Here is an 18315-nt window from a genome sequence, read left to right as displayed (position 1 = left end):
AACTACCACGCGAGCCGGGCGTTAGAAAGCTCACAAAGCCGACGCAATGGTGCGAAACCGTCATCCGACGGGTCCGCCGGCGCGTACGATACTTGTGCCAGCGGTCGAGCCCTTACGGAGGTTTGCGCGATGAGAACGTTGCCTGGCCCGCTAGAGTCGGTGGACGTCGGGATCACGCACTGGATGGCCCGCCACGGCGTCGTCATCCTGCGCGTCGCTCTGGGCGTAGTCTTCCTCTGGTTCGGCCTGCTCAAGTTCTTCCCCGGCCTCAGCCCCGCCCAGACGCTGGCCGTCGACACCATAGACGTGCTCACCCTCGGCCTCCTGCCCGGAAGCGTCAGCCTGGTGTTGCTCGCGACGCTCGAATGCGCCATCGGGCTCGGCCTGATCTCCGGCCGGCTCATGCGCCTCACCCTGCTCCTCCTCGCCTTCCAGATGGTCGGCGCGGCCTCCCCGCTCTTCCTCTTCCCCGGCGAGGTCTTCACCGCCTTCCCCTACGCCCCCACCCTCGAAGGCCAGTACATCATCAAGAACATAGTCCTCGTCAGCGCCGGCCTAATAATAGGCGCCACCGTCCGCGGCGGCGGCCTCACGGCCCACCCGGAAGGTATAGAAGGCGCCAGGCAAACCGAGTCCCAGGAGAAGGAACAAACCAAAAACAACCCGGCCTCTTCCGCCCCCGCCCGTCGGGGGCGGGTCTCAAACCCGCCCCCGAAAAAACGTCCCTAACGGTCCCCGGCCGCGAACAACGGCCTGAGGTCGTCGAGGCTCTCGTAGGTCCACCACAGGTAGTTGCGCGTCCCGTCTTCGCGCAGCGGGTGTAGGTCGGCGAGCTCCGGGTCCTCCAGAAAAGAGCGAAACGACTCGCGCGAGGCCCACTCGACCAGGATCATGGCGCTCCGCGGCTCGACGTCGGGCTCCTTCTCGAGCGCCTCGTCCAGCAGCCCCAGGGCGACCACGCGCCCGTCGTGCTTCGCGACCGCCGCGGGCGAGCGGCGCGAGTATCGCAGGTACGAGTCGTTGTCCGCCAGGTCGAACAGGTTGAGGGCGTAAAAGCTCACGTTATCCTTCTCTCATCCGACGATCAGGACCTCTAGCACCCGCGGCCCGTGCACGCCCTCTACGCGGTTCAACTCGATGTCCGAGGTCGCGGAGGGACCGGAGATGAAGGTGACGGCCCTGCCTTCGACCCCGACGGCCTCTTCCAGCTTCGCGAACGCCTCGGGCACGAGGTCCACCACCTGCTCCTCGCGCACCACGCACAGGTGGTAGTCCGGCAGCAGGGTGAGCGCCCGGCGGCCCTGCCCCGGCCCGGCGTCGAGCGCGATGGTGCCCGTCTGGGCGATACCTAGCGCGCAGCCGGTCAGCACGCCGTCCGCGCCGTCTAGCTCCTCGTTGGTGAGGCGAGGCCTGGCCGCGTCCCGCAAGACCTCGACGCCATCGGGCACCCAGGACTGCGGCAGTTTCGGGGGGACGACTAGCCGCTGTATGCCGCGGCCGGCCAGGATCTTCTCCACGACGCCCGGCAGGTCGTCCTCCGCCACCCGGTGAACGGTCGCCTCGTACTCGGCGACGTGGGCGGCGAAGCGGTCGACGACCTCGGCCCGCGCGTCTTCCCCCTCCTTGCGGTAGCCGCGTGCGACCGCGACGTCTTCGGGCCTCTCGTCTTCCGGCACGTCGCGGGTGGCGCGTCGGACGCGCCACAGGATCGTCTCTTTCGCGCTCGCCACTAGCCCCGCTCCTCCTTCCACCACTCCCGGAAGGATTGCTTCGGGACGGGCTTCAGGTCGCGCACCTTCGTCCAGCCGGCGAGACGCCCCGGGAGGCTGCCGATCTTGCCGCCGCGGACGAGCGGCCACTGTCCCACCCTGGCGAGCCTCTGGGCGTTCTCGTAGAGCTCGGGGTCCGAGAAGGCCTTCGCCATCGCCCGCATCGCCGCGTTCTCCGGATCGAGCCTCTCGCGCAGGCCGCCCCTGTCCTGCTTGTGGCGGACCACCCTGCCACGCAGGTGGATGAGGACCTCGGGGATGTTGATCTTGACGGGGCACACCTGGTAGCAGGCCCCGCACAACGAGGACGCGTAGGGCAGGGAGTCAGACCCCGGCTTGCCGATCCCGACGAGCTGGGGCGTCAGGATCGCCCCGATAGGACCGGGGTAGACGGAGTTGTAGGCGTGGCCGCCGGTCCGCTCGTAGACGGGGCAGACGTTCAGGCACGCCGAGCACCGGATGCAGTTGAGGGTCTGGCGCCCGATCTCGTCCGCCAAGACGTCGGTCCGCCCGTTGTCGAGCAAGACCAGGTGGAACTCTTCGGGGCCGTCCCCCTCGGATACCCCGGTCCAGAACGAGGTGTAGGGGTTCATCCGTTCGGCCGTCGAGGAGCGGGGGAGGAGCTGCATGAAGACCTCGAAGTCCCGCCACGCGGGTACGATCTTCTCGACCCCCATCAGGGTGACCAGGACCGGCGGCAGCGTCGTACACATCCTGCCGTTGCCCTCGGACTCGACGACGGCGACGGTGCCCGTCTCCGCGACGGCGAAATTGGCCCCCGAGATGCCGACCTTCGCGTTCAGGAACTTCTTGCGCAGGTAGAGGCGGGCCGCGTTCGCGAGGTCTTTCGGCTCGTCTGAGAGTTCTTCGACGTCGAGTTCGCGCAGGAACAGCTCCCGGATCTCCGCCCGGTTCTTGTGGATCGCCGGCACCAGTATGTGGGACGAGGTCTCCCCGGCGAGCTGGATGATGAGCTCCGCGAGGTCCGTCTCGAACGCGTGGATGCCCTCCGACTCCAGGTGCTCGTTGAGCTTGGTCTCGTCGGTGGCTATCGACTTGACCTTTACGACCTCGTTCGCGCCTTTCTCCCTGACTATGCCGGAGATAATACGGTTCGCCTCGTCGGCGTCGCGCGCCCAGTGGACGACGCCGCCCGCTTTCGTCACCGACTCCTCCAGCTGCAGGAGGTACGCGTCGAGGTGGCGCAGGGTGCGCTCCTTGAGGGCGCGGCCCGCCTCGCGCAGCTCCTCCCAGTCGGGCATCTCCTCGACGACCGCCGCCCTCTTGCGGCGGATGGTCTGGGTCGCCTTGCCGAGGTTGCGGCGTAGCTGGGAGTCGGCGAGGCTCGTCTTCGCCGAGGCCTCGAAGGTCGGGGTCTCGCCGGGGGAGAAGGCGTCTGGCGGTTTGATGGTCATCTCTCCTCCGTGGAAGCGAGTATCTCGGCCAGGTGGACCGTGTTTATCCCCGCCTGCAGGCGCCTGAGGCCGCCGCCGATGTGCATGAGGCAGGAGTTGTCCCCGGCGGTGCAGACCTCGGACTCCGTATCCAGGACGCGCCGGATCTTGTCCCCGAGCATGGCCGCCGAGGTCTCGGCGTTCTTTACCGCGAACGTCCCCCCGAACCCGCAGCACTGTTCCGCCTCGCCGAGCTCGACGAGCTCCATTCCCCGCACGTTCCTCAACAACTCCAGCGGCGCATCCCCGACCTTGAGCATCCGCAGGGAGTGGCAGGTCGGATGGTAGGTGACCCGGTGCGGGTAGTAGGCCCCGACGTCCGTGACGCCCGTCTTCTTTACGAGGAACTCGGAGAGCTCGAACACCCTGGGGGCGAGGTCGGCTACCCGGCGCGCCAGGTCGGCGTCTTCGGCGAGGTCGGCGGCCATCGGGTAGAGGTCGCGGACCATGCCCACGCACGAGCCCGAGGGGGCGACGACGGCGTCGTAGGGCTCGAAGACCTCGACGAAGCGACGGACCAGCGGAATAGCCTCCCTCTGGTACCCGGTGTTGAAGTGCATCTGCCCGCAACAGGTCTGCTCCATGGGGAACTCGACCTCGTGACCGAGCCGCTCCAGCACCCCGACGGTGGCCCTGCCCGTCTCTGGAAAGAGCGTGTCGTTGAAGCAGGTTATAAAGAGGGCTACGCGCACGTTCGCGGGCCCCGGGCGGTAACGGCGTGCCTACGGGTGCGGGTCAAACGGCCTCCTCGCCTCTCGGTTTCGGCCGAATGATAGCCTATGCCGCCGCCCCGGGCCTCATCGCCCGAACCGCCCGACGGAGCACCCGGTTAGCGGCCCGCGCCCACCTCCGCCGCACCGGCCCGGGAGTCCCGCATCAGGTGATCCACGAAAGCCCTACGCTCCACGCCCGCGGCGCCTTCCGGCGGTCCGGCGTCCCCGGCTGGGGGGTCGAGCAAGATCCTCGAGACGCCCGCGTAGGGACCCAGAAGCAGGGAGACGAGCTCGCCGAGGCTGGTCTCCCTGGCCCACCAACCGTCCTCCAGGCCCGCGACCCGCAGAAACGAGGCGGCATCTCCCTCCCGGCTGAAGACCGGCATAGCGTCCTCGCCCCGGACGGTGCACACGCGCATGCGGAAGCCTTCCCGCGCCACTATCAACCAGTACACGATACGAACCTCTCCTCGCTTGTCGGAGACGCGGGCCCGCGTTCGGGACCCCCTCCCCTGGCCGAGACCCTGCCGCTAGCGGCGGTCGAGGGTCGACGCGTCATTCATCTCCTCGAGTTCGTAGTGCCAGAAGAGCACGGATCTCCCGTCCCCGAACTCCACGTCCAGGGCCAGGTAATCCGGGGCGCCGTACCTTTGACGGATCGTGCCCGATGCCCCCGAAACTGTTCCCGCCGGTGTTGAGGAAGTACCCGCACCTTCTTGCCCACCACGGCCTCATCCGAACGCATCCCTGCCTCTCCTTTCTTAAGCGTCCCGCGGTCCCTAGACGAGCGCGCGGTCCAGGCGCTCCATCACGGCGCGGCGGTTCCCCGTGCGCCTCTCGTGGTCTTTGAGCCTCTCGACGTCCCGCGCGCAGAGCCCCTCCAGCTTGCGGCCCAGCTCCTCGACGCCGAGACGGTCGAAGTCCTCCACGGGCAACCCCGAATCACGGTGGCCGGTGGAGGGGGCTTCTCCTTCCGGGGCCCCGTCGTGGGGGAGGCCCAGGCAGGTCTTGAACGATCCCTCGGCCAGCGCCCAGAAGGCCTCCTGTTGCTCCCTCAAGTGCTCCAGGAAGGCGCGGGTCGCCCCGGCCTGACCGGTTAGCATGTCGAGCATGTCCACGGTGACCCTCACGTTCCGTTCCTGGACCTTGATGGCCGCCTCCACGAGCGTTCTGTAGGGGTCGCGTCTTGCCTCGTTGCGGATCACCGGACCTCCAGACTCCCGAGTTTGCATGCTTTCCGCCGGGAACCACCCCCGGGTCGGGCCCCGCCGTGGCAGGGGCCCGGCACGGCAAAGCGCCGACCCGAAGGTTGAGTTTCCCCTTCCCAGCCCATCTCTTGATGGGCGTCACTTTTCACCCGCCACCACAATATATAGGGGGGACGAGATCGCCGTATCCTGTGATACAAAACACACTTACGTTGGCGAGTTCGGTAGTTTTCGCCCGGGTGAGCCCCCGCCGGCGGGCAGGCGTCCCGTCTTGCGCGAGGCCAGAGGGTGGAGCTAGCGGCCCTCTAGCCGGCCGTGGAGACCTCCCGGAGCTTTTCCATGTCGGTGATGTGGATGTAGCGGTTCTTGAACTCGACGGCCCTGGCTTCCTTGAGGTGGGAGAAGGCCCGGCTCACCGCCACGCGCTTCGCCCCGATCATGGTGCCGAGCTGCTCGTGGGTGTAGCGGGTGGCTATCCTGTAGCTCTCGCCGCTTACCAGCCCCTCGCTCTCCACGAGCGTCAGGATCAGGGTGGCGAGGCGGGCGGGGACTTCTTTGTGGACTAGGTCCGCCATGCGAAGCTCGGACTGGCGCAGCCTCCCGGCGAGCACCCTCACGAGCCTCAGGCCTACCTGCGGGTTCCTCATCACCAGGCCCTCGAAGTCCGGCAACCCGAGCGAACACACGTACGAGGGCGCGAGCGCCCTGACGTACACCCCCCGGAAGCTCTGGCCGGTCAGGGTCATCTCCCCGAACACGGCCCCGCTCTCCACCACGGAGAGCGTGATCTCCGACCCTTCGGGGTTCATCTCGTAGACTTGCACCCTGCCCTTCTTGAGTATGAACAGCTTCTCGCCCGTCTCCTGGGGGGTGTAGAGGATCTCTCCCTCGTCGAGGTATGTGTCCGGTGCTCGTCGGGCCAACTCTTCCAACTCTTCGGGCGAAAGCGGCTCGAGGATGTCCACCATCGAGAGCAGACGTACCTGCTCTTCCTGCGACATCGCCATCTTCGCCGTCTCTCTCCTTCTGCAGAAACGCAACCCGAGCGCCTCCCCGTGCCGGGGAAGGGAATCGACCCGTGCGTGCAACCGTGCGTGCAAGCGTGTCTAGCGTGCTCGTAGTGTACCGTATATTAGTAACTTATGTGTCTTGATGTGTCCAGCGTCGTCCAAGCTGGGCGCTCTTCGCCGGGGCGACTGCTCTAACGGATCACGGCCACGGCGGCCGGTTCGATCCGGAAGGACATGGGCAGGCGGCCCCAGACTTCGCCGTCTATCTGCACCGGGACCCGTCCACCGGAGGGGGACTCGGCCACGACCCGGCCCGAGGCGAACGACTTCATGGTGCGGTCCAGGGGCTTCTTGGCCAGTACGTGGGCCAGGACGTCGGGGCGCATCAGGTGCCCCACCTTCTCGACGAGGACGACCTGGAGTTCCCCGCTCCTCAGCGAGGCGTCCTCCGCCGTTTCGAAGTCTCCCCCGTAGTACTGGCCGTTGGCGACGACGGCGTACTGGACCACGTGGGTGGTGTCGCCGTCCTTGATGTGCAGTTGGGGCCTGTCGCCCCGGAAGAACACCTTCAGCGCGACGAGCGGGAAGGCGAGCGACCTGAGGTAGCGTTTCAGGCGCGGGCCCACCTCGCGCACGACGTCGGCGTCGAAGCCGATGCCGGCCATGCAGGCGAAGCGTCGCTCGGCCCCGTCGTCGTCCGTCGCCACCCCGACGTCCATCCGGGAGGCCGAGCCGGTCAGGATCCTCTCGCAGGCCCCCTGCGGCTCCAGCGGCAGCCCGAGCTCCCGCGCGAGCACGTTCGCCGTGCCGAGCGGCAGGATGCCCAAAGTGGCGCCCGCCGAGAGGCCGTTCAGGACCTCGTTCACCGTCCCGTCGCCCCCGGCGGCGATCACGAGTCGGTCGCCGGCCGCGGCGGCGATCACGAGTCGGTCGCCGGCCGCGGCGGCGAGCTCGGTGGCGTGGTCCGGGCGCTCCGTGTTCAGCACCTCGACCGTGAGGCCGCCGGCGCGCAGGGTGTCGGCGAAACCCTCGAGATAGCCCTCGTCGCCCGCGCTACCCGAGTTGGGGTTTCCGATGATGACGGCCGCCGTGGTGGTGTCGCGTGTTTTTTTCATCTCTGCTCCGGCGCGGCCCTCCGGCGAAGCGACGGGTCAGCCCTGCCTGGCGTGGGTGTGCGGGGGCACCGTGGGGCCTTCGGAGGGCTGTATCAGGACCCAGCCAGGGCCCTCGAAGGCGATCTGGAACGTCTCTCCCGAGTCGCGCCCGAGGAAGGTGTTGAAGGAGACGTCGCTCTTGACGCGGGTGTGCACCCCGCCGCTCCACGCTATGGCCGAGTCGGGGTCCGCGGAGGTGGGGGTGCTCGTGTCGAGCAGGACCGGATCTCCCTGGGCCGTGACGGCCACCTTGCCGGTGCCTTGCAGCACCACGTTGAACGCCCCGCCGGCGAGCCTCCCGGCCCCCGCCAGCGGGACGGTGTCCCAGTCCACGCCCTCCTCGAACGCGAGGATATTGTCCCCGTTGACCGTCATCGTCTCGCCTTCGAGCTCGAGGATCATGATCTTGCGGGCGTTGTGCGCCAGAAAGAGGTCCCCGGTCCCCCCGGCGACCATCAGGTCGACGCCTTCACCTGTGAGGGCCTTCTTGAAGAACCGACCGAGGCCCCCGCCCTTGTGGTCGAAGCGCACCCCGCCCTGGTAGGCGACCATCGAGCCCAGCTTCGCCTGCACGGAGTTCCCGTCCAGCCGGACCTTGAGCAGCGACGAGTTCTGCAGGGTGAAGGTGCCGCTGGGGGTCACCTCTTTGAACTGGTTCAGGTTCGTCTCGTCCATGGGTCGCCTCTCAATCGGTAGTCGTGCCCTTCGAGGGCCCGGCCAACGGGCACGTACCCGAAGGTCGCTCTTTTACGCCATCCGTAAGACGGCCCGGACCGCGGGAGCCGGCGCGGGGATCGCGATCCCCGCGCCGGCTCCCTTCGCGCGTGGTCACCTTCTTCGGGTCCCCTGCGGGACCGGCCGGTTAGGAACCCGACCTTATCCTGCGGTCGAGCTGCTCCAGCACCGTCTCGCGGTTCTTGTTGCGCTCCTCGTAGTCGCGGACCACCCGAAGCTCTTCGGCGGAGAGGCCGGAGGTACGCCTGATGATATCGTCCGCGTTCAGGTCGTCGTAGTTTTGGATCGGGAACCCCGTGTCCCGCAGGCCCTTCTGGGCGTAGGAGAGGGGGATGTTGAAGAGCTGCGCGTAGGTGCTCATCACCTCCTGGGTCATCTGCTGGAAGGCCTGCTGCTGTTGCTGGGCCTGCTGCTGGAAGGTCTGCCGTTGCTGCTGGGCCTGCTCCATCCACTGCTGGGCCGTCTGCTGGAGGGTCTGTTGCTGCTGCTCGGCCTGGCCGGAGAGGTAGGAGCCCGGGGTTTGCAGGAGTTGCATGTAGGTCTCCATCATCTCCTGGGTCATCTGCTGCGAGGTCTGCTGCTGGCGTTGGATCTGCTCGGCGAGCGTTTGCAGCATGCCGAGCCACTGCTGCCTGGCCTCTTCCGGCGCCTGCTCCATCCTGTCTATGCCTCTTTCGGTCATTCGCGCTCCTCTCGTTGGCTCACTTCATGGAACCTCGTACCCGTTTCGGAGAAGGCGGGAACTTCCCGCCCCGGTCCGACGCCTCTACAGCATCCTTGCGACGGCAAGACCCGCGAACAGCAGCACCAGCCCCACCGACGTGAGGCAACCTATGGGTATCACCACGCAACAGCCGCCGCGGTTGCCCCTTCCCCAACGTATCATCCGCCCTCCCCTCTAAAGAAGAGCGGGCGCGGCCGAAACCGGCCGCGCCCGCTCGCTATCCTGGGGTTCGTTCTACTTCAGACCCTGGTTCTCGGCCTCTTGTTGGGCCGCGCCCTGGGCCTCCTCTGCGACCCGCTGGACCCTCTGCTGGGCCTCCTGGGCCTTCTCCTGGGCTTTTTCCACGACGGTGTCGCGGGCCTCGCCCATGACCTCGTGCTCTTTGGAGGTCTCGGGAATGGCGAGCCCTATCGCCGCGCCGGCGCCGACGGCAAGCGCGCCGACGGTCAGGGGGTTCTCGTTGAGCATCCGCTGGAACCCTCCGCCTGCCCGCCCGGCCTGCTGCCTGGCCTGGCTGCCCAGCCGGCTCGCCCCGTCTCGCGCCCGGCTGCCGAGATCCCCCGCCTTGTCCTGGGCACGACCGGCGACGTCCTGCGCCTTGTCCTGGGCCTGGGTGGCGGTCTCCCCGACCTTGTCCCTGGCGCGCCCGAGGGACTCGCCCGCCGAGGAGCCGTCCGCCGCTTCGCCCTCATGAAGCGGGTACTCGTCGACCTCGCGGGCGTACTCGTTGGTGGGGGTACGGTAACGGTAGACGTCGTCCCGGTAGCGCGGCTGCGGGCTCTGCCGGCGCGCGCTCATCAGTAGCCAGCCGAGGCCGATGCCCGTCAGCGCCGCCGGCAGCGGGTTGGCCCTGACGGTCTCGACCACGCCGGACCTTGCTTCCCTGGCTCTACCCACGGTTGCCTCCTTAACCTTGTCCTTCGCCTGCTCCTTGAGGTTCTGCGGGGAGAGCCTCTCCTGGATGGCGTCCACCGTCTCGCTCATGTCGGCCCTGGTGCGCTCGATCTCGACCTTGGTCACCTCGACCCGGTCCACCTCGACTTGATCCACTTCGACCCGATCTACGTCCGCCCCGCCGAGCGCTGGGTCTCTCACCGCGTCGGGATCGAAGGCGTCGGTGGCCGGGTCGAACCCCGGGGTGCCGCCCCCGAGAGGGTCCCGCCGCACTACTTCGCCTGGTCTTTGATCCATTGCTGGTCCTCCTTTAGCGTCTCTATCGTCTGCCGCGGTGCCAGGTCTTCCCTCTTGAGGGCGTCCAGACCCTTCTTGATCAGGAAGTAGCCGACGGCCGCCACCACGAGCCCGACCAGGAGGGCCGAGAGCCACATGGGGATGACCTGTCCGAGCAGCACGATCAACCCGGCGAGGATCGCCAGCAGCCCCGCGTAGGCCAAGACGCCCCCGGCCGCCAGAAAGCCCACGTCCTTGCCGACCCGCGAGGCCTTCTGACCCATCTCGGTCTTGGCGAGGTTCACCTCCTGGCGGACGAGCGTGGAGGTCTCCCGCGCCAGCTCGGAGAAGAGCTCCCCGAGCGTGCGGTCGTCCCTACCGTTCCTACCCTGCACCGAAGCCTCCTAGATTCCCCGGGGGGACACGGGACGGTCCGCCCCGTCCACGGACCCGCCGGCCGTCGGGGTGCGCCTCGCCGTCGGGGGGGCGGCCTCGGCGGGGGGGAGCGCCGCGACCGGCTGGCCGTTGGAGGCCTCCTGGGAGGAGCTCTTCAGGAAGCGGGCGCCGAGAAAACCGAGCGCCAGGGCGCCGCCGAGAAAGAGGGCCGGCCTGCTGCGCGCGAAACCGCGCGCCTCGTCGACCATCTCGTCGACCTCGGTCTCCCGGAGGTAGCCGGAGACCCGCTCGACCTGATCCGAGGCCTTGTCCGCGTACTGGGCGACCGGCGCCTGGCCCTGCTTGCGCAGCTGCTGGGCGGTCTCCCTGAGCGCCACCTGTATGGGCGTCAGCCTCTGCGAAGCCTCGTGCTTCTGGCTCGCGAGCTGGGACTTGACCTGCTCGCCGCCCCGGGTCGCAAGCTCCCCGGCCTGCTGCCGGGCCTGCCGGGTCAACTGCTGCCCCTGCTGCTTCGCCTTCTGCGCGGTCTCGCTACTCTCCACGGTCTTTCTCCTCTCAGTCGCTACCCACTGCCACCAACAAACACCTCGTTAACGCCCCCCGGTTCAAAACAGGACCAAGACGAGGTTCGCGAGGACCGTCAGGCCCACGCTCAGGACGATGCTGATCAGCACCCAGAACAGGCACCCACCAGGAACCCGTATCATCTAAACTCGCCTCCCTTTCCGCAGCCCGTCGTTCGCCCCCGGCGGCCGAGAAAGGGCGGGGCCGGGATCAGATACCCCGGCCCCGCCCGATTCCAAGATCGCCGCCCGAACTTTAGTCGTCCTGGGGGTACCTGGAGCCGGCCTTCGCCAGGCCGCGGCTGATCATGTAGCCGACCGTCAGGTACGTGACGTACCGCCACGCCGGGTCCGCGCCGAAGCTGTTGTCGACGATCGCGGAGGCGATCAGCACGCCGGCAACCGCCAGCACGTACACGATCAACTCGGTGGTCTTGAAGGACGGCTTGGTCTCCGTGCCCTTCCGGGTGTCCGCACCCCTCAGATCCCCGTCCCGCTCACGCGTGTGAACCCTGGGTGCCGCATGCTGCTCGGTCATGCTTCTCCTCTCTGTCGCCCCGGCCACTCCGCGGCGAATCGTTGCCTTTACGTACATCAACATACGTCAAACTAAGGTATAGTCAACTAAACAAGACCAAAATACGGTAAAAATGCATCTAAAGGTGTAACGATCACGCCGCGGAGGGTGTCGTAGGGCACAATGGGCGCGTGGTCGGGTGTCGGGGAAGGATTTGAGAATTGGCGGTATCTCAGGAGAGCGGGCGGGGAATCGAGTTACTGGGCGCGGAAGAGGTGGCGGGGGTTCTCGGGGTAAAGGAGAGCACGATCTGGCGCTGGTGTCGGGAGGGGAGGCTGCCGTGCCTGAAGGTCGGCAAGCACTGGCGCGTGCGGCGGGATGCTCTGGATGACTTTCTCAGGGAGAAGGAGCGTCCGACCACGCTCGTCGGGCAGTTGGGCTCCTTTTTGCGGGTTCCCGACAACGTGCTCGCCATCGCCCAGAACCTCGAACTTCTGCACCGTCTGGACGCCGCGTTCTTCCGGGTCGGCGAGGCCCGGGACGGGCTGCTGGTGAAGTTTCATGGCGGGGAGGACAGCCCGGCGGAGGAGTTGATCGCCCGGTTCGAGGAGAACGGTCTGGAAGCCGGGCGCCTGCAGCGTGAGCGACGGCTCCTCATGAGGCCGGAAGAGAACCCCCTGGGAGGACGAGAGGACCAGCTCGGCCGGCTCATCGAGGAGGGCGTGGGGGAGGGACGGACGGTGTGGGCCTCGTTCGACTGGGTCAAGCAGGTCGGGCTGGAGACGGCGCTGGAGCAGCAGGAGAGGCTCGCCGGCCTCGTCGACGCCAAGCAGCTCGTCGTCAAGACGGCCGCGCTCGAAGAGGCCGTCGAAGGGTGGTCGTCGGTGGCGCTCAGGCGGGCGCAGTCCAAGCACTCCGGGACCATACTGGCCTACGAGTCCGGGCTCTCCCTCAGTCGCGTCACACCGATGCCGGCCCTCTAGGGCGGCGGTGTGGGCCGGGGCCGGATCGGAGATACTGTAGGGACCCCGGTGGCGCCATCGGGTTGTCTGGAGGATTAGCGAGATGGAGCGACCCGCCTCTTCGGGGAGGACGGTATACGGGGGCATCATGCTCGTCTTCGCGCTGCTCCTGGGGGGGTACTTCTTTTACCGGATCACCGGGGTCGTGCTCGCCTTTTTGCTGACGATACTCCTATCCATCATACTCAGCGCCCCGGTCAACTACCTCCACCGGCGGGGCCTGCCGCGGGCCTGGGGGATGCTGGCCGTTATCGCGACGCTGGCCGGGGCGGTGTGGCTCTTTGGCCTGGCGGTCGTCCCCGTCGTCGAGGAGCAGTCCAGGGAGCTCGCGGAAGACTTCCCGGTGCTTCTGGAGGAGACCTTGGCCCTGTTCAACAGGGTGCAGGGCTTCTTCGGCCTGGGCGCCAGGATCAGCCTCGACGGGGGGAGCCTGCCCGAGATCGGGCGCCAGGCGCTCACCGGGAGCGCGGTCTCGACGGCGGCCGGCGTGGGGCTGACCGTCGCCACGGCCGTCTCGCTGGGGTTGGTGGTTCTCATCGCTACCGTCTACCTCGTCATCCGGCCCGAGCCGTGGGTCTCCGGCTTCGTCTCGCTCTTCCCCGCCGGGTGGCGGCAGAGGACCCGGGAGATCCTGCACGAGCTGTACCACACGGTCCAGCGGTGGTTCATCGGCCAGCTCGCCGCCATGAGCTTTATCGCCGTGTTCTGGGCCGTCTCGCTCTGGATCATAGACGTGCCGTTCGCCCTACTTCTGGGCATCTTTAGCGGCCTGGTCTCCTTCGTGCCCTACGTGGGCGCCACGATCTCCGTGGTGTTGCCCCTACTCCTGGCGCTCGTTTCGGGAGACCCGTTCGATGCCGTGTACGTGATCCTGGCCTTCATCATCATCCAGCAGATCGAGGGCAACATCCTGCAGCCGATTCTGATGAGCCGGGCCGTGGATCTCCACCCGGCCCTCGTCGTCTTCGCCATCCTCACGATGGGCACGCTCTTTGGCATCGTGGGTGTCTTTTTGGCCGTCCCGCTGGTGGCCGTCGTGCAGGTGCTCGTGCGCGAGCTCTGGGTGAGCCGCATGGACGGGATGGGCACCGACCCCAACCCGCCGGCCCACGTGCCGAAGTCCCGGAAACTGCCTGACTTTGTCGGCAAGGCCCTGAGGCACCTCCGGTAGCTCGCTTCGGCCCGGGGCTTTTAAAGCGGTTTGCAAAGAGGTTGGGCCTCTTTGCGGGGCGATCCGCTTTAGGTTGCCGCGGACACGGTTCTCTTTGGGTGGGGCCGACCGCGGTCGTGGTGCCGGGCTACACGCCGCGTAATAGGTCCCCTGATACCTCTAAACCTTACACCCACAAGCGTCTTTACCCCACGGACGACCGCCGTGCCTGTCCCGTGGCCAAGAAGGTGTGAAAGCCGCTGTGACGAGCTTTTCAGCCGTCGTTGCGGGTCAGGTCGCCCGCGGTGATCCAACCCTCCCGCATGGCCTTCTGGGAGGCTTCGCCACGGGAGCCTACGCCCATCTTCTCGTAGACGTTGGCGAGGTGGCGTTTGACGGTTGCTTCCGAGATGTGGAGCGAGGCGGCTATTAGGCGGTTGGAGAGGCCGCGGGCGGCGAGGAGGAGTATCTCCTGCTCCCTGCCCGAGAGCCCCTCTTCGTCGCCGCCCTTCACCCTCTCCAGGACGGCGCGGGGGACGGCCAGGATCACGTTCTCCTCCCGCCGGCCTTGGGGGCCGTCGGCGGCCCGGCGCACGGCTGTCAGGAGCTCTTCCATGGAGGCGCTTTTGACGAGGTAGCCGCTCGCGCCGCGCCCGAGCAGGTCGCGCACCAGGCGCGGGCTGTCGTACATGGAGACGATGAGCACCTTCGGGGCGGGGGAGAGCCCGAGCAGGCCCTCCATCGTCTCGGCCGCGCTTATGCCGGGCATCTCGACGTCGAGGATGACCACGTCGGGCCCCTCTTCGTCCGCCAGAGCGACGGCCTCCGACCCGTCGGAGGCCTCCCCGACGATCCGCATCTTCTCGTCGGTGGAGAGCATCTCCTTGAGCCCCTGGCGGAACATCGTGTGGTCGTCCACGAGCAGGATCTTTATGGTCCCGTTCTCCATCATTGCCCCCATGCCAGCGGGATGGAGACCTCGACCCGCGTCCCCATTCCGGGCCGGCAGTCAAGCTCGAAGCCGCCGTCGAGCAGCGCGGTCCGCTCCCTCATGGACCGCAGGCCCACGCCCCCGTTGCCGTCCGTCGTATCGAAGCCACGCCCATCGTCCTGCACGCTTCCCACCACCTTTTTCGGTCCTATGTCGAGCCCGACGGAGAGCGAATGGCAGCCCGAGTGTGCCACGGCGTTACGAACCGCCTCGCGCAGCACCAGGAAGAGCTGGCCGCGGACGTGCCCGGGGACGTCCGCCTCGTTGCCCTCCACGCGGATGCCGGCCCGGATGCCTGGCGGCACGGCGACGTCAAGGAGGTACCTGAGCTCGGCCTCCAGGCCATCCTCGGCGTCCAGGCGCCTGAGCTCGGCGGAGAGGTTCCTAGTCGACTCTAGCGACGCCTTGGTCATCTCCTTCGCGAGGTCCAGTTTGGCCCTGGCCCTGTCTGCGTTCTTCTGTGCGAGGACGTCGTGGAGCTGGAGGCTCTGGTGGGCGACGCCCATCGAGTGGGCTACGCGGTCGTGGAGCTCGCGGCTGATGCGCTCCCTCTCGGCGGTCTCGGCGGTCGCCACCCACTGCCGGGCCAGCAGCCGGTCGCGCTCCTCCTCGGCCTCCTTGCGCCCCGTGGCGTCCACGGAGATCCCGAGGATACGGACCGCCCTGCCCTCCTCGTCCCTCTCGGTCTGGCCCCTGGCGGCGATCCAGCGGATCTCCCCGTTGCGGAAGATGCGGTAGTCGATCTCGGGCCACTCCTCGTCCTCCTCCAGGCACCGCCGCCCGGCCTCCTCGATGCGGGGCAAGTCCTCCGGGTGGACGGCGGCCCACCAGTCCTCGCGGTCCACGGGCTCGTCAGAGGGGTCGAAGCCGAAGAGCTCGCGGTGCTCGCCCGACCAGCGGATCTCGCCCGTGCGCAACTCCCACTCCCACGTCCCCGACCCGGCGTACCTCTGGGCGAGCCTGAGCCAATCGTCGTTCTCCTTCAGGGCCTCCTCCGCGCGGGCCCGTTCGAGGCGCGGAAAGACGCGGTTCGAGAGCTCTCGAAAGAGTTCGACTTCGTCTTCGCGCCAGTCGCGTGGCCGGGAGTCGGTGACGGAGAGGAAGAACCTCCATTCGCCATCGCGGTGAAAAGGAACGCCGACGAACGCGCCGAGGTCGAGCTCGGCGTAGGCGCGGGCGTCGGTGCGCGGGTCCGTCTGCGTGTCGCGCACGACGGTCGTCTCCCCGGCGCGACTCGCCCGTCCGAATTCCTCGGTCAAGAAATCCTCCGTGCGAAACGTCCGAATCAGGCCCGATACGTCCGTCTTTTCCCAGCTGTGGCTGACCGTCAGCTCTCCCCGCCCTTCGTCGACGTCGAGGAAGTTGCAGGTGGTTACGTTCAGGTAAGCTCCGACCTTCGCGCCGACGGCCTGCATGATCTCGTCGGCTGACGAGGGGAGGGCGAACGCGTCCTGCACTTCTGCCAGGAAGGCGGCGTGCGCCTCACGGCGTTTGCGTTCGGTGATGTCGTCGAAAACGACGGAGACCGTGCTGCTGCCGTCCCCGCCGACGCGCGAGGCGTAGACGCTCCACCAGCGGTCGAGCGATTTGGCGTAGCTCTCGAAGCGCACCGGCTCGCCCGTCAGCGCGACCTCGCCGTAGGTGCCGATCCACGAAAGCTCGAGGTTCGGGGCGAGCCGGAGCGCGGTCTTGCCCGCCGCGTCGACGAGACCGGTCTGCCGCTCGAAGGCCTCGTTGGTCTCCAGGACGCGGTAATCGGCAGGCCTTCCCTTCGCGTCGAAGGCCAACTCGACGACGATAAAGCCCTCATCTATCGAGCCGAAGAGGGTGCGGTACTTCTCCTCGCTCTCGCGCAGCGCCTCCTCGGCCTCCTTGCGCTCCGTGACGTCGCGGAAGTTCGCCACGAGGCCGCCGATGGCCGGGTCGTGGAAGAGCCCGGTGAACGTCCCCTCAAGCCAGCGCCACCCCTTCGTCTTGTGGAGGTAGCGGTGCTCGATGGCGACGCTGCGGCCGGGGTTGTCTGCCAGCCCCCTCATGGCCTCCTTGCACCGTTCCAGGTCGTCCGGGTGGATGCGGCCGAGCTCGAACGGGTTCGAGCCGACGAACTCCTCGACCGTGTGTCCGCAGACGGTCTCGATCGAGGGGGTCGCGAACCGGACGGTCCCGTCGCCGTCGCTTATGGTGATGACGTCCGAGCCCTTGTCCACGAGCGCGCGCCACCGCTCCTCGTTGCTCCTGAGCGCGGCCTCGGCGACCTTGCGGTCGTGGATGTCCACCGAGGCGCCGAACCAGCGTATGATCTCCCCGGTCCGCGGGTCATGGTACGGCTCGGCCCGCACGAGGAACCAGCGGTAATCGCCCTCCTTTGAGCGGATGCGGTGCTCGACGAGCAAGGTCCCGCCCGTCCGCAGCACCTCCCCGAATGCCTCGAGCGTTGCGGCCACGTCGTCGGGGTGGACGTGGTCCGCGACGACTTCCGCCGCGGTCGCGGGTTCGTAGGGCACGCCGGTGTAGGCGGTGAATTGGCGGTTGTAGAACTCGACCCGCCCGTCGGGGTCGGTCAGCCAGACGATCTGCGGGACGGCGTCGGCCATGAGACGGAATCGCTCCTCGCTCTCGCGCAGCTTCTCCTCCGACCGCTTGCGTTCGCTGATGTCCTCGAAAAAGACCGAGACCCCGTCGGAGTTCGGGTAGACGCGCGCGGAGATCCAGGCCCCCGTGACCGGCGTGAGAACCTCGAAACCGGCGGGCTCGCCCGTGCGCAGGGCCTCCGCGATGCCCTCGTAGGACCCTGAGCCTTCGCCCTCGGGCAACACCCCGGACGCGTCGCGTCCCAGCAGCTCGCGGCGGGGTTTGCCGAAGAACGCCTCGGCCCGGTCGTTGAGGTAGGTGAACCTGAGCTCGTGGTCCAGGGCGAAGAACGCGTCGTTGATGCTCTCCAAGATGCCGCCGATCCTCTGGCGGGCCTCCCGCTCGCGGGAGAGGGCCAGGTCGCGCTCCTCCTCGGCCCTCCGGCGCTCGACGAACTGGCCGATCTGGTGCCCAGCGAGGTAGGTCACCCGCAGCAGGTCCTCGTCGACGGGCGAGGTATCCTTCTTTAGCAGCTCGAAGACGCCCGCGAGGCGCCCGCCGTCCTGGATCGGGAACCCCAGGGCGCACCTGAGGTCCGCTTCGGCCGCCGCCTCCCTGATGGGGTAGCCCTCGTCTTCGAGCACGTCCTCGACCCAGCAGGCCTCCTCCCGCCGCCAGACGCGACCCGGCAGGCCGTCCCCGAGCCGGAGGCGCGATTCCCCGCACGCCTCCTCGAAGCCGCCTGGTACCTCGCCCGGCCGCCAAATCCCGGCGCAGCGCAGGGCGCCGCTCTCGATGATCCAGAGCACGCCCGCGTCCCACCCGAGGCCCGCCCCGAGGGCCCGGAAGATCCCGGGCCCGGCCTCGACGAGGTCGCCCGCCTCCTCCAAAACGCGGCTGACGGCGTACTGGGCGTCCAGGCGGCGCTGCTGGCGCTGCTTCTCGTCCATCCTGGAGCGCATGGAGTGGGCGAAGCGCCTGCTGGCGGCCGAGAGCTGGGAGAAGCGCTCCCGCTCCTCGGCCCTGACCCTGACCTCCCGGGTACGCGCCTCGGCTAGCTGGGCCCTGAGGCGCTCTATCTCCACGTCCCGGTGGTCGCGCGGCAGGCCACCCGTCGCGTGACGGAACCTCACCGCGGCGACTCCGAATCCTGCCGGGCTTCCCGGAT

Annotated in this window: 19 protein-coding genes; 3 read left to right on the top strand and 16 right to left on the bottom strand. The window is 67.9% G+C overall.

What is annotated here, in order from left to right:
• Positions 1-129 precede the first annotated feature (129 nt).
• Positions 130-729, top strand: a complete 600-nt coding sequence (locus GBA63_RS16080) for a DoxX family protein (RefSeq protein ID WP_166177683.1) — start codon at positions 130-132, stop codon at positions 727-729.
• On the opposite strand, the gene GBA63_RS16075 is transcribed toward GBA63_RS16080, so the two are convergent.
• From GBA63_RS16075 to GBA63_RS16010, 14 genes are all read right to left on the bottom strand, one after another.
• Positions 726-1061, bottom strand: coding sequence for a DUF1330 domain-containing protein (locus GBA63_RS16075; protein WP_166177681.1), 336 nt, complete (start codon positions 1059-1061; stop codon positions 726-728). The two genes, GBA63_RS16080 and GBA63_RS16075, sit on opposite strands and share 4 nt — an antisense overlap.
• Before the next feature lie 12 nt (positions 1062-1073).
• Positions 1074-1730 (bottom strand): LutC/YkgG family protein, encoded by a 657-nt coding sequence (locus GBA63_RS16070; RefSeq protein WP_166177679.1) that lies wholly within the window; start codon positions 1728-1730, stop codon positions 1074-1076.
• Positions 1730-3184 carry a LutB/LldF family L-lactate oxidation iron-sulfur protein gene (locus GBA63_RS16065; protein WP_166177677.1) on the bottom strand — a complete coding sequence of 485 codons (1455 nt, stop codon included), beginning with the start codon at positions 3182-3184 and terminating at the stop codon, positions 1730-1732. The genes GBA63_RS16070 and GBA63_RS16065 overlap by 1 nt, the downstream gene beginning before the upstream one ends.
• Positions 3181-3915, bottom strand: coding sequence for a (Fe-S)-binding protein (locus GBA63_RS16060; protein WP_166177675.1), 735 nt, complete (start codon positions 3913-3915; stop codon positions 3181-3183). Before GBA63_RS16060 ends, GBA63_RS16065 begins: the two co-directional genes overlap by 4 nt.
• Before the next feature lie 137 nt (positions 3916-4052).
• A complete protein-coding gene (locus GBA63_RS16055) occupies positions 4053-4391 on the bottom strand; it encodes a hypothetical protein (RefSeq protein WP_166177673.1) in 339 nt (112 codons plus the stop codon).
• Between the two features lie 324 nt (positions 4392-4715).
• Positions 4716-5141, bottom strand: a complete 426-nt coding sequence (locus GBA63_RS16050) for a hypothetical protein (protein WP_166177671.1) — start codon at positions 5139-5141, stop codon at positions 4716-4718.
• Between the two features lie 308 nt (positions 5142-5449).
• Entirely contained in the window at positions 5450-6184 is a 735-nt protein-coding gene (locus GBA63_RS16045; protein WP_166177669.1) for a Crp/Fnr family transcriptional regulator, read from the bottom strand.
• A gap of 161 nt (positions 6185-6345) precedes the next feature.
• Positions 6346-7269 (bottom strand): diacylglycerol/lipid kinase family protein, encoded by a 924-nt coding sequence (locus GBA63_RS16040; protein WP_166177666.1) that lies wholly within the window; start codon positions 7267-7269, stop codon positions 6346-6348.
• A gap of 36 nt (positions 7270-7305) precedes the next feature.
• Positions 7306-7983 carry an AIM24 family protein gene (locus tag GBA63_RS16035; protein WP_166177664.1) on the bottom strand — a complete coding sequence of 226 codons (678 nt, stop codon included), beginning with the start codon at positions 7981-7983 and terminating at the stop codon, positions 7306-7308.
• A gap of 187 nt (positions 7984-8170) precedes the next feature.
• A complete protein-coding gene (locus GBA63_RS16030) occupies positions 8171-8725 on the bottom strand; it encodes a hypothetical protein (RefSeq protein ID WP_166177662.1) in 555 nt (184 codons plus the stop codon).
• A gap of 276 nt (positions 8726-9001) precedes the next feature.
• Entirely contained in the window at positions 9002-9958 is a 957-nt protein-coding gene (locus tag GBA63_RS16025; protein ID WP_166177660.1) for a DUF3618 domain-containing protein, read from the bottom strand.
• A complete protein-coding gene (locus tag GBA63_RS16020; RefSeq protein ID WP_166177658.1) occupies positions 9934-10332 on the bottom strand; it encodes a phage holin family protein in 399 nt (132 codons plus the stop codon). The genes GBA63_RS16025 and GBA63_RS16020 overlap by 25 nt, the downstream gene beginning before the upstream one ends.
• A gap of 9 nt (positions 10333-10341) precedes the next feature.
• Positions 10342-10875 (bottom strand): hypothetical protein, encoded by a 534-nt coding sequence (locus GBA63_RS16015; protein WP_166177656.1) that lies wholly within the window; start codon positions 10873-10875, stop codon positions 10342-10344.
• A 277-nt stretch (positions 10876-11152) separates the two neighbouring features.
• On the bottom strand, positions 11153-11434 hold the full coding sequence (locus GBA63_RS16010; protein ID WP_166177654.1) for a hypothetical protein: 282 nt from the start codon (positions 11432-11434) through the stop codon (positions 11153-11155).
• Between the two features lie 200 nt (positions 11435-11634).
• Between GBA63_RS16010 and GBA63_RS16005 the strand changes: the two genes are divergently transcribed.
• Both GBA63_RS16005 and GBA63_RS16000 read left to right on the top strand, forming a co-directional pair.
• Positions 11635-12396: a helix-turn-helix domain-containing protein gene (locus GBA63_RS16005; protein WP_166177652.1), complete on the top strand. Its 762-nt coding sequence runs from the start codon at positions 11635-11637 to the stop codon at positions 12394-12396.
• 82 nt (positions 12397-12478) lie between these two features.
• Entirely contained in the window at positions 12479-13606 is a 1128-nt protein-coding gene (locus GBA63_RS16000) for an AI-2E family transporter (RefSeq protein WP_166177650.1), read from the top strand.
• Positions 13607-13859: 253 nt separating this feature from the next.
• Here the strand turns inward: GBA63_RS16000 and GBA63_RS15995 are convergent, their stop codons facing one another.
• Together GBA63_RS15995 and GBA63_RS15990 are read right to left on the bottom strand one after the other, a co-directional pair.
• On the bottom strand, positions 13860-14537 hold the full coding sequence (locus GBA63_RS15995) for a response regulator (RefSeq protein ID WP_166177648.1): 678 nt from the start codon (positions 14535-14537) through the stop codon (positions 13860-13862).
• Positions 14534-18280 carry a PAS domain S-box protein gene (locus GBA63_RS15990; RefSeq protein WP_166177646.1) on the bottom strand — a complete coding sequence of 1249 codons (3747 nt, stop codon included), beginning with the start codon at positions 18278-18280 and terminating at the stop codon, positions 14534-14536. Before GBA63_RS15990 ends, GBA63_RS15995 begins: the two co-directional genes overlap by 4 nt.
• Positions 18281-18315: the final 35 nt, after the last annotated feature.

The organism is Rubrobacter tropicus, assembly GCF_011492945.1.
Classification (GTDB): domain Bacteria; phylum Actinomycetota; class Rubrobacteria; order Rubrobacterales; family Rubrobacteraceae; genus Rubrobacter_D; species Rubrobacter_D tropicus.
The sequence above is the reverse complement of the archived record's forward strand: the minus strand, read 5'-3'. Positions and strand labels throughout refer to the sequence as shown.

Excerpts from the sequence above, each read along its gene's own strand:
- GBA63_RS16080 (WP_166177683.1), top strand. The coding sequence starts at position 130 with ATGAGAACGTTGCCTGGCCCGCTAGAGTCGGTGGACGTCGGGATCACG.
- GBA63_RS16065 (WP_166177677.1), bottom strand. The coding sequence starts at position 3,184 with ATGACCATCAAACCGCCAGACGCCTTCTCCCCCGGCGAGACCCCGACC.
- GBA63_RS16040 (WP_166177666.1), bottom strand. The coding sequence starts at position 7,269 with ATGAAAAAAACACGCGACACCACCACGGCGGCCGTCATCATCGGAAAC.
- GBA63_RS16035 (WP_166177664.1), bottom strand. The coding sequence starts at position 7,983 with ATGGACGAGACGAACCTGAACCAGTTCAAAGAGGTGACCCCCAGCGGC.
- GBA63_RS16030 (WP_166177662.1), bottom strand. The coding sequence starts at position 8,725 with ATGACCGAAAGAGGCATAGACAGGATGGAGCAGGCGCCGGAAGAGGCC.
- GBA63_RS16025 (WP_166177660.1), bottom strand. The coding sequence starts at position 9,958 with ATGGATCAAAGACCAGGCGAAGTAGTGCGGCGGGACCCTCTCGGGGGC.
- GBA63_RS16010 (WP_166177654.1), bottom strand. The coding sequence starts at position 11,434 with ATGACCGAGCAGCATGCGGCACCCAGGGTTCACACGCGTGAGCGGGAC.
- GBA63_RS16000 (WP_166177650.1), top strand. The coding sequence starts at position 12,479 with ATGGAGCGACCCGCCTCTTCGGGGAGGACGGTATACGGGGGCATCATG.
- GBA63_RS15995 (WP_166177648.1), bottom strand. The coding sequence starts at position 14,537 with ATGATGGAGAACGGGACCATAAAGATCCTGCTCGTGGACGACCACACG.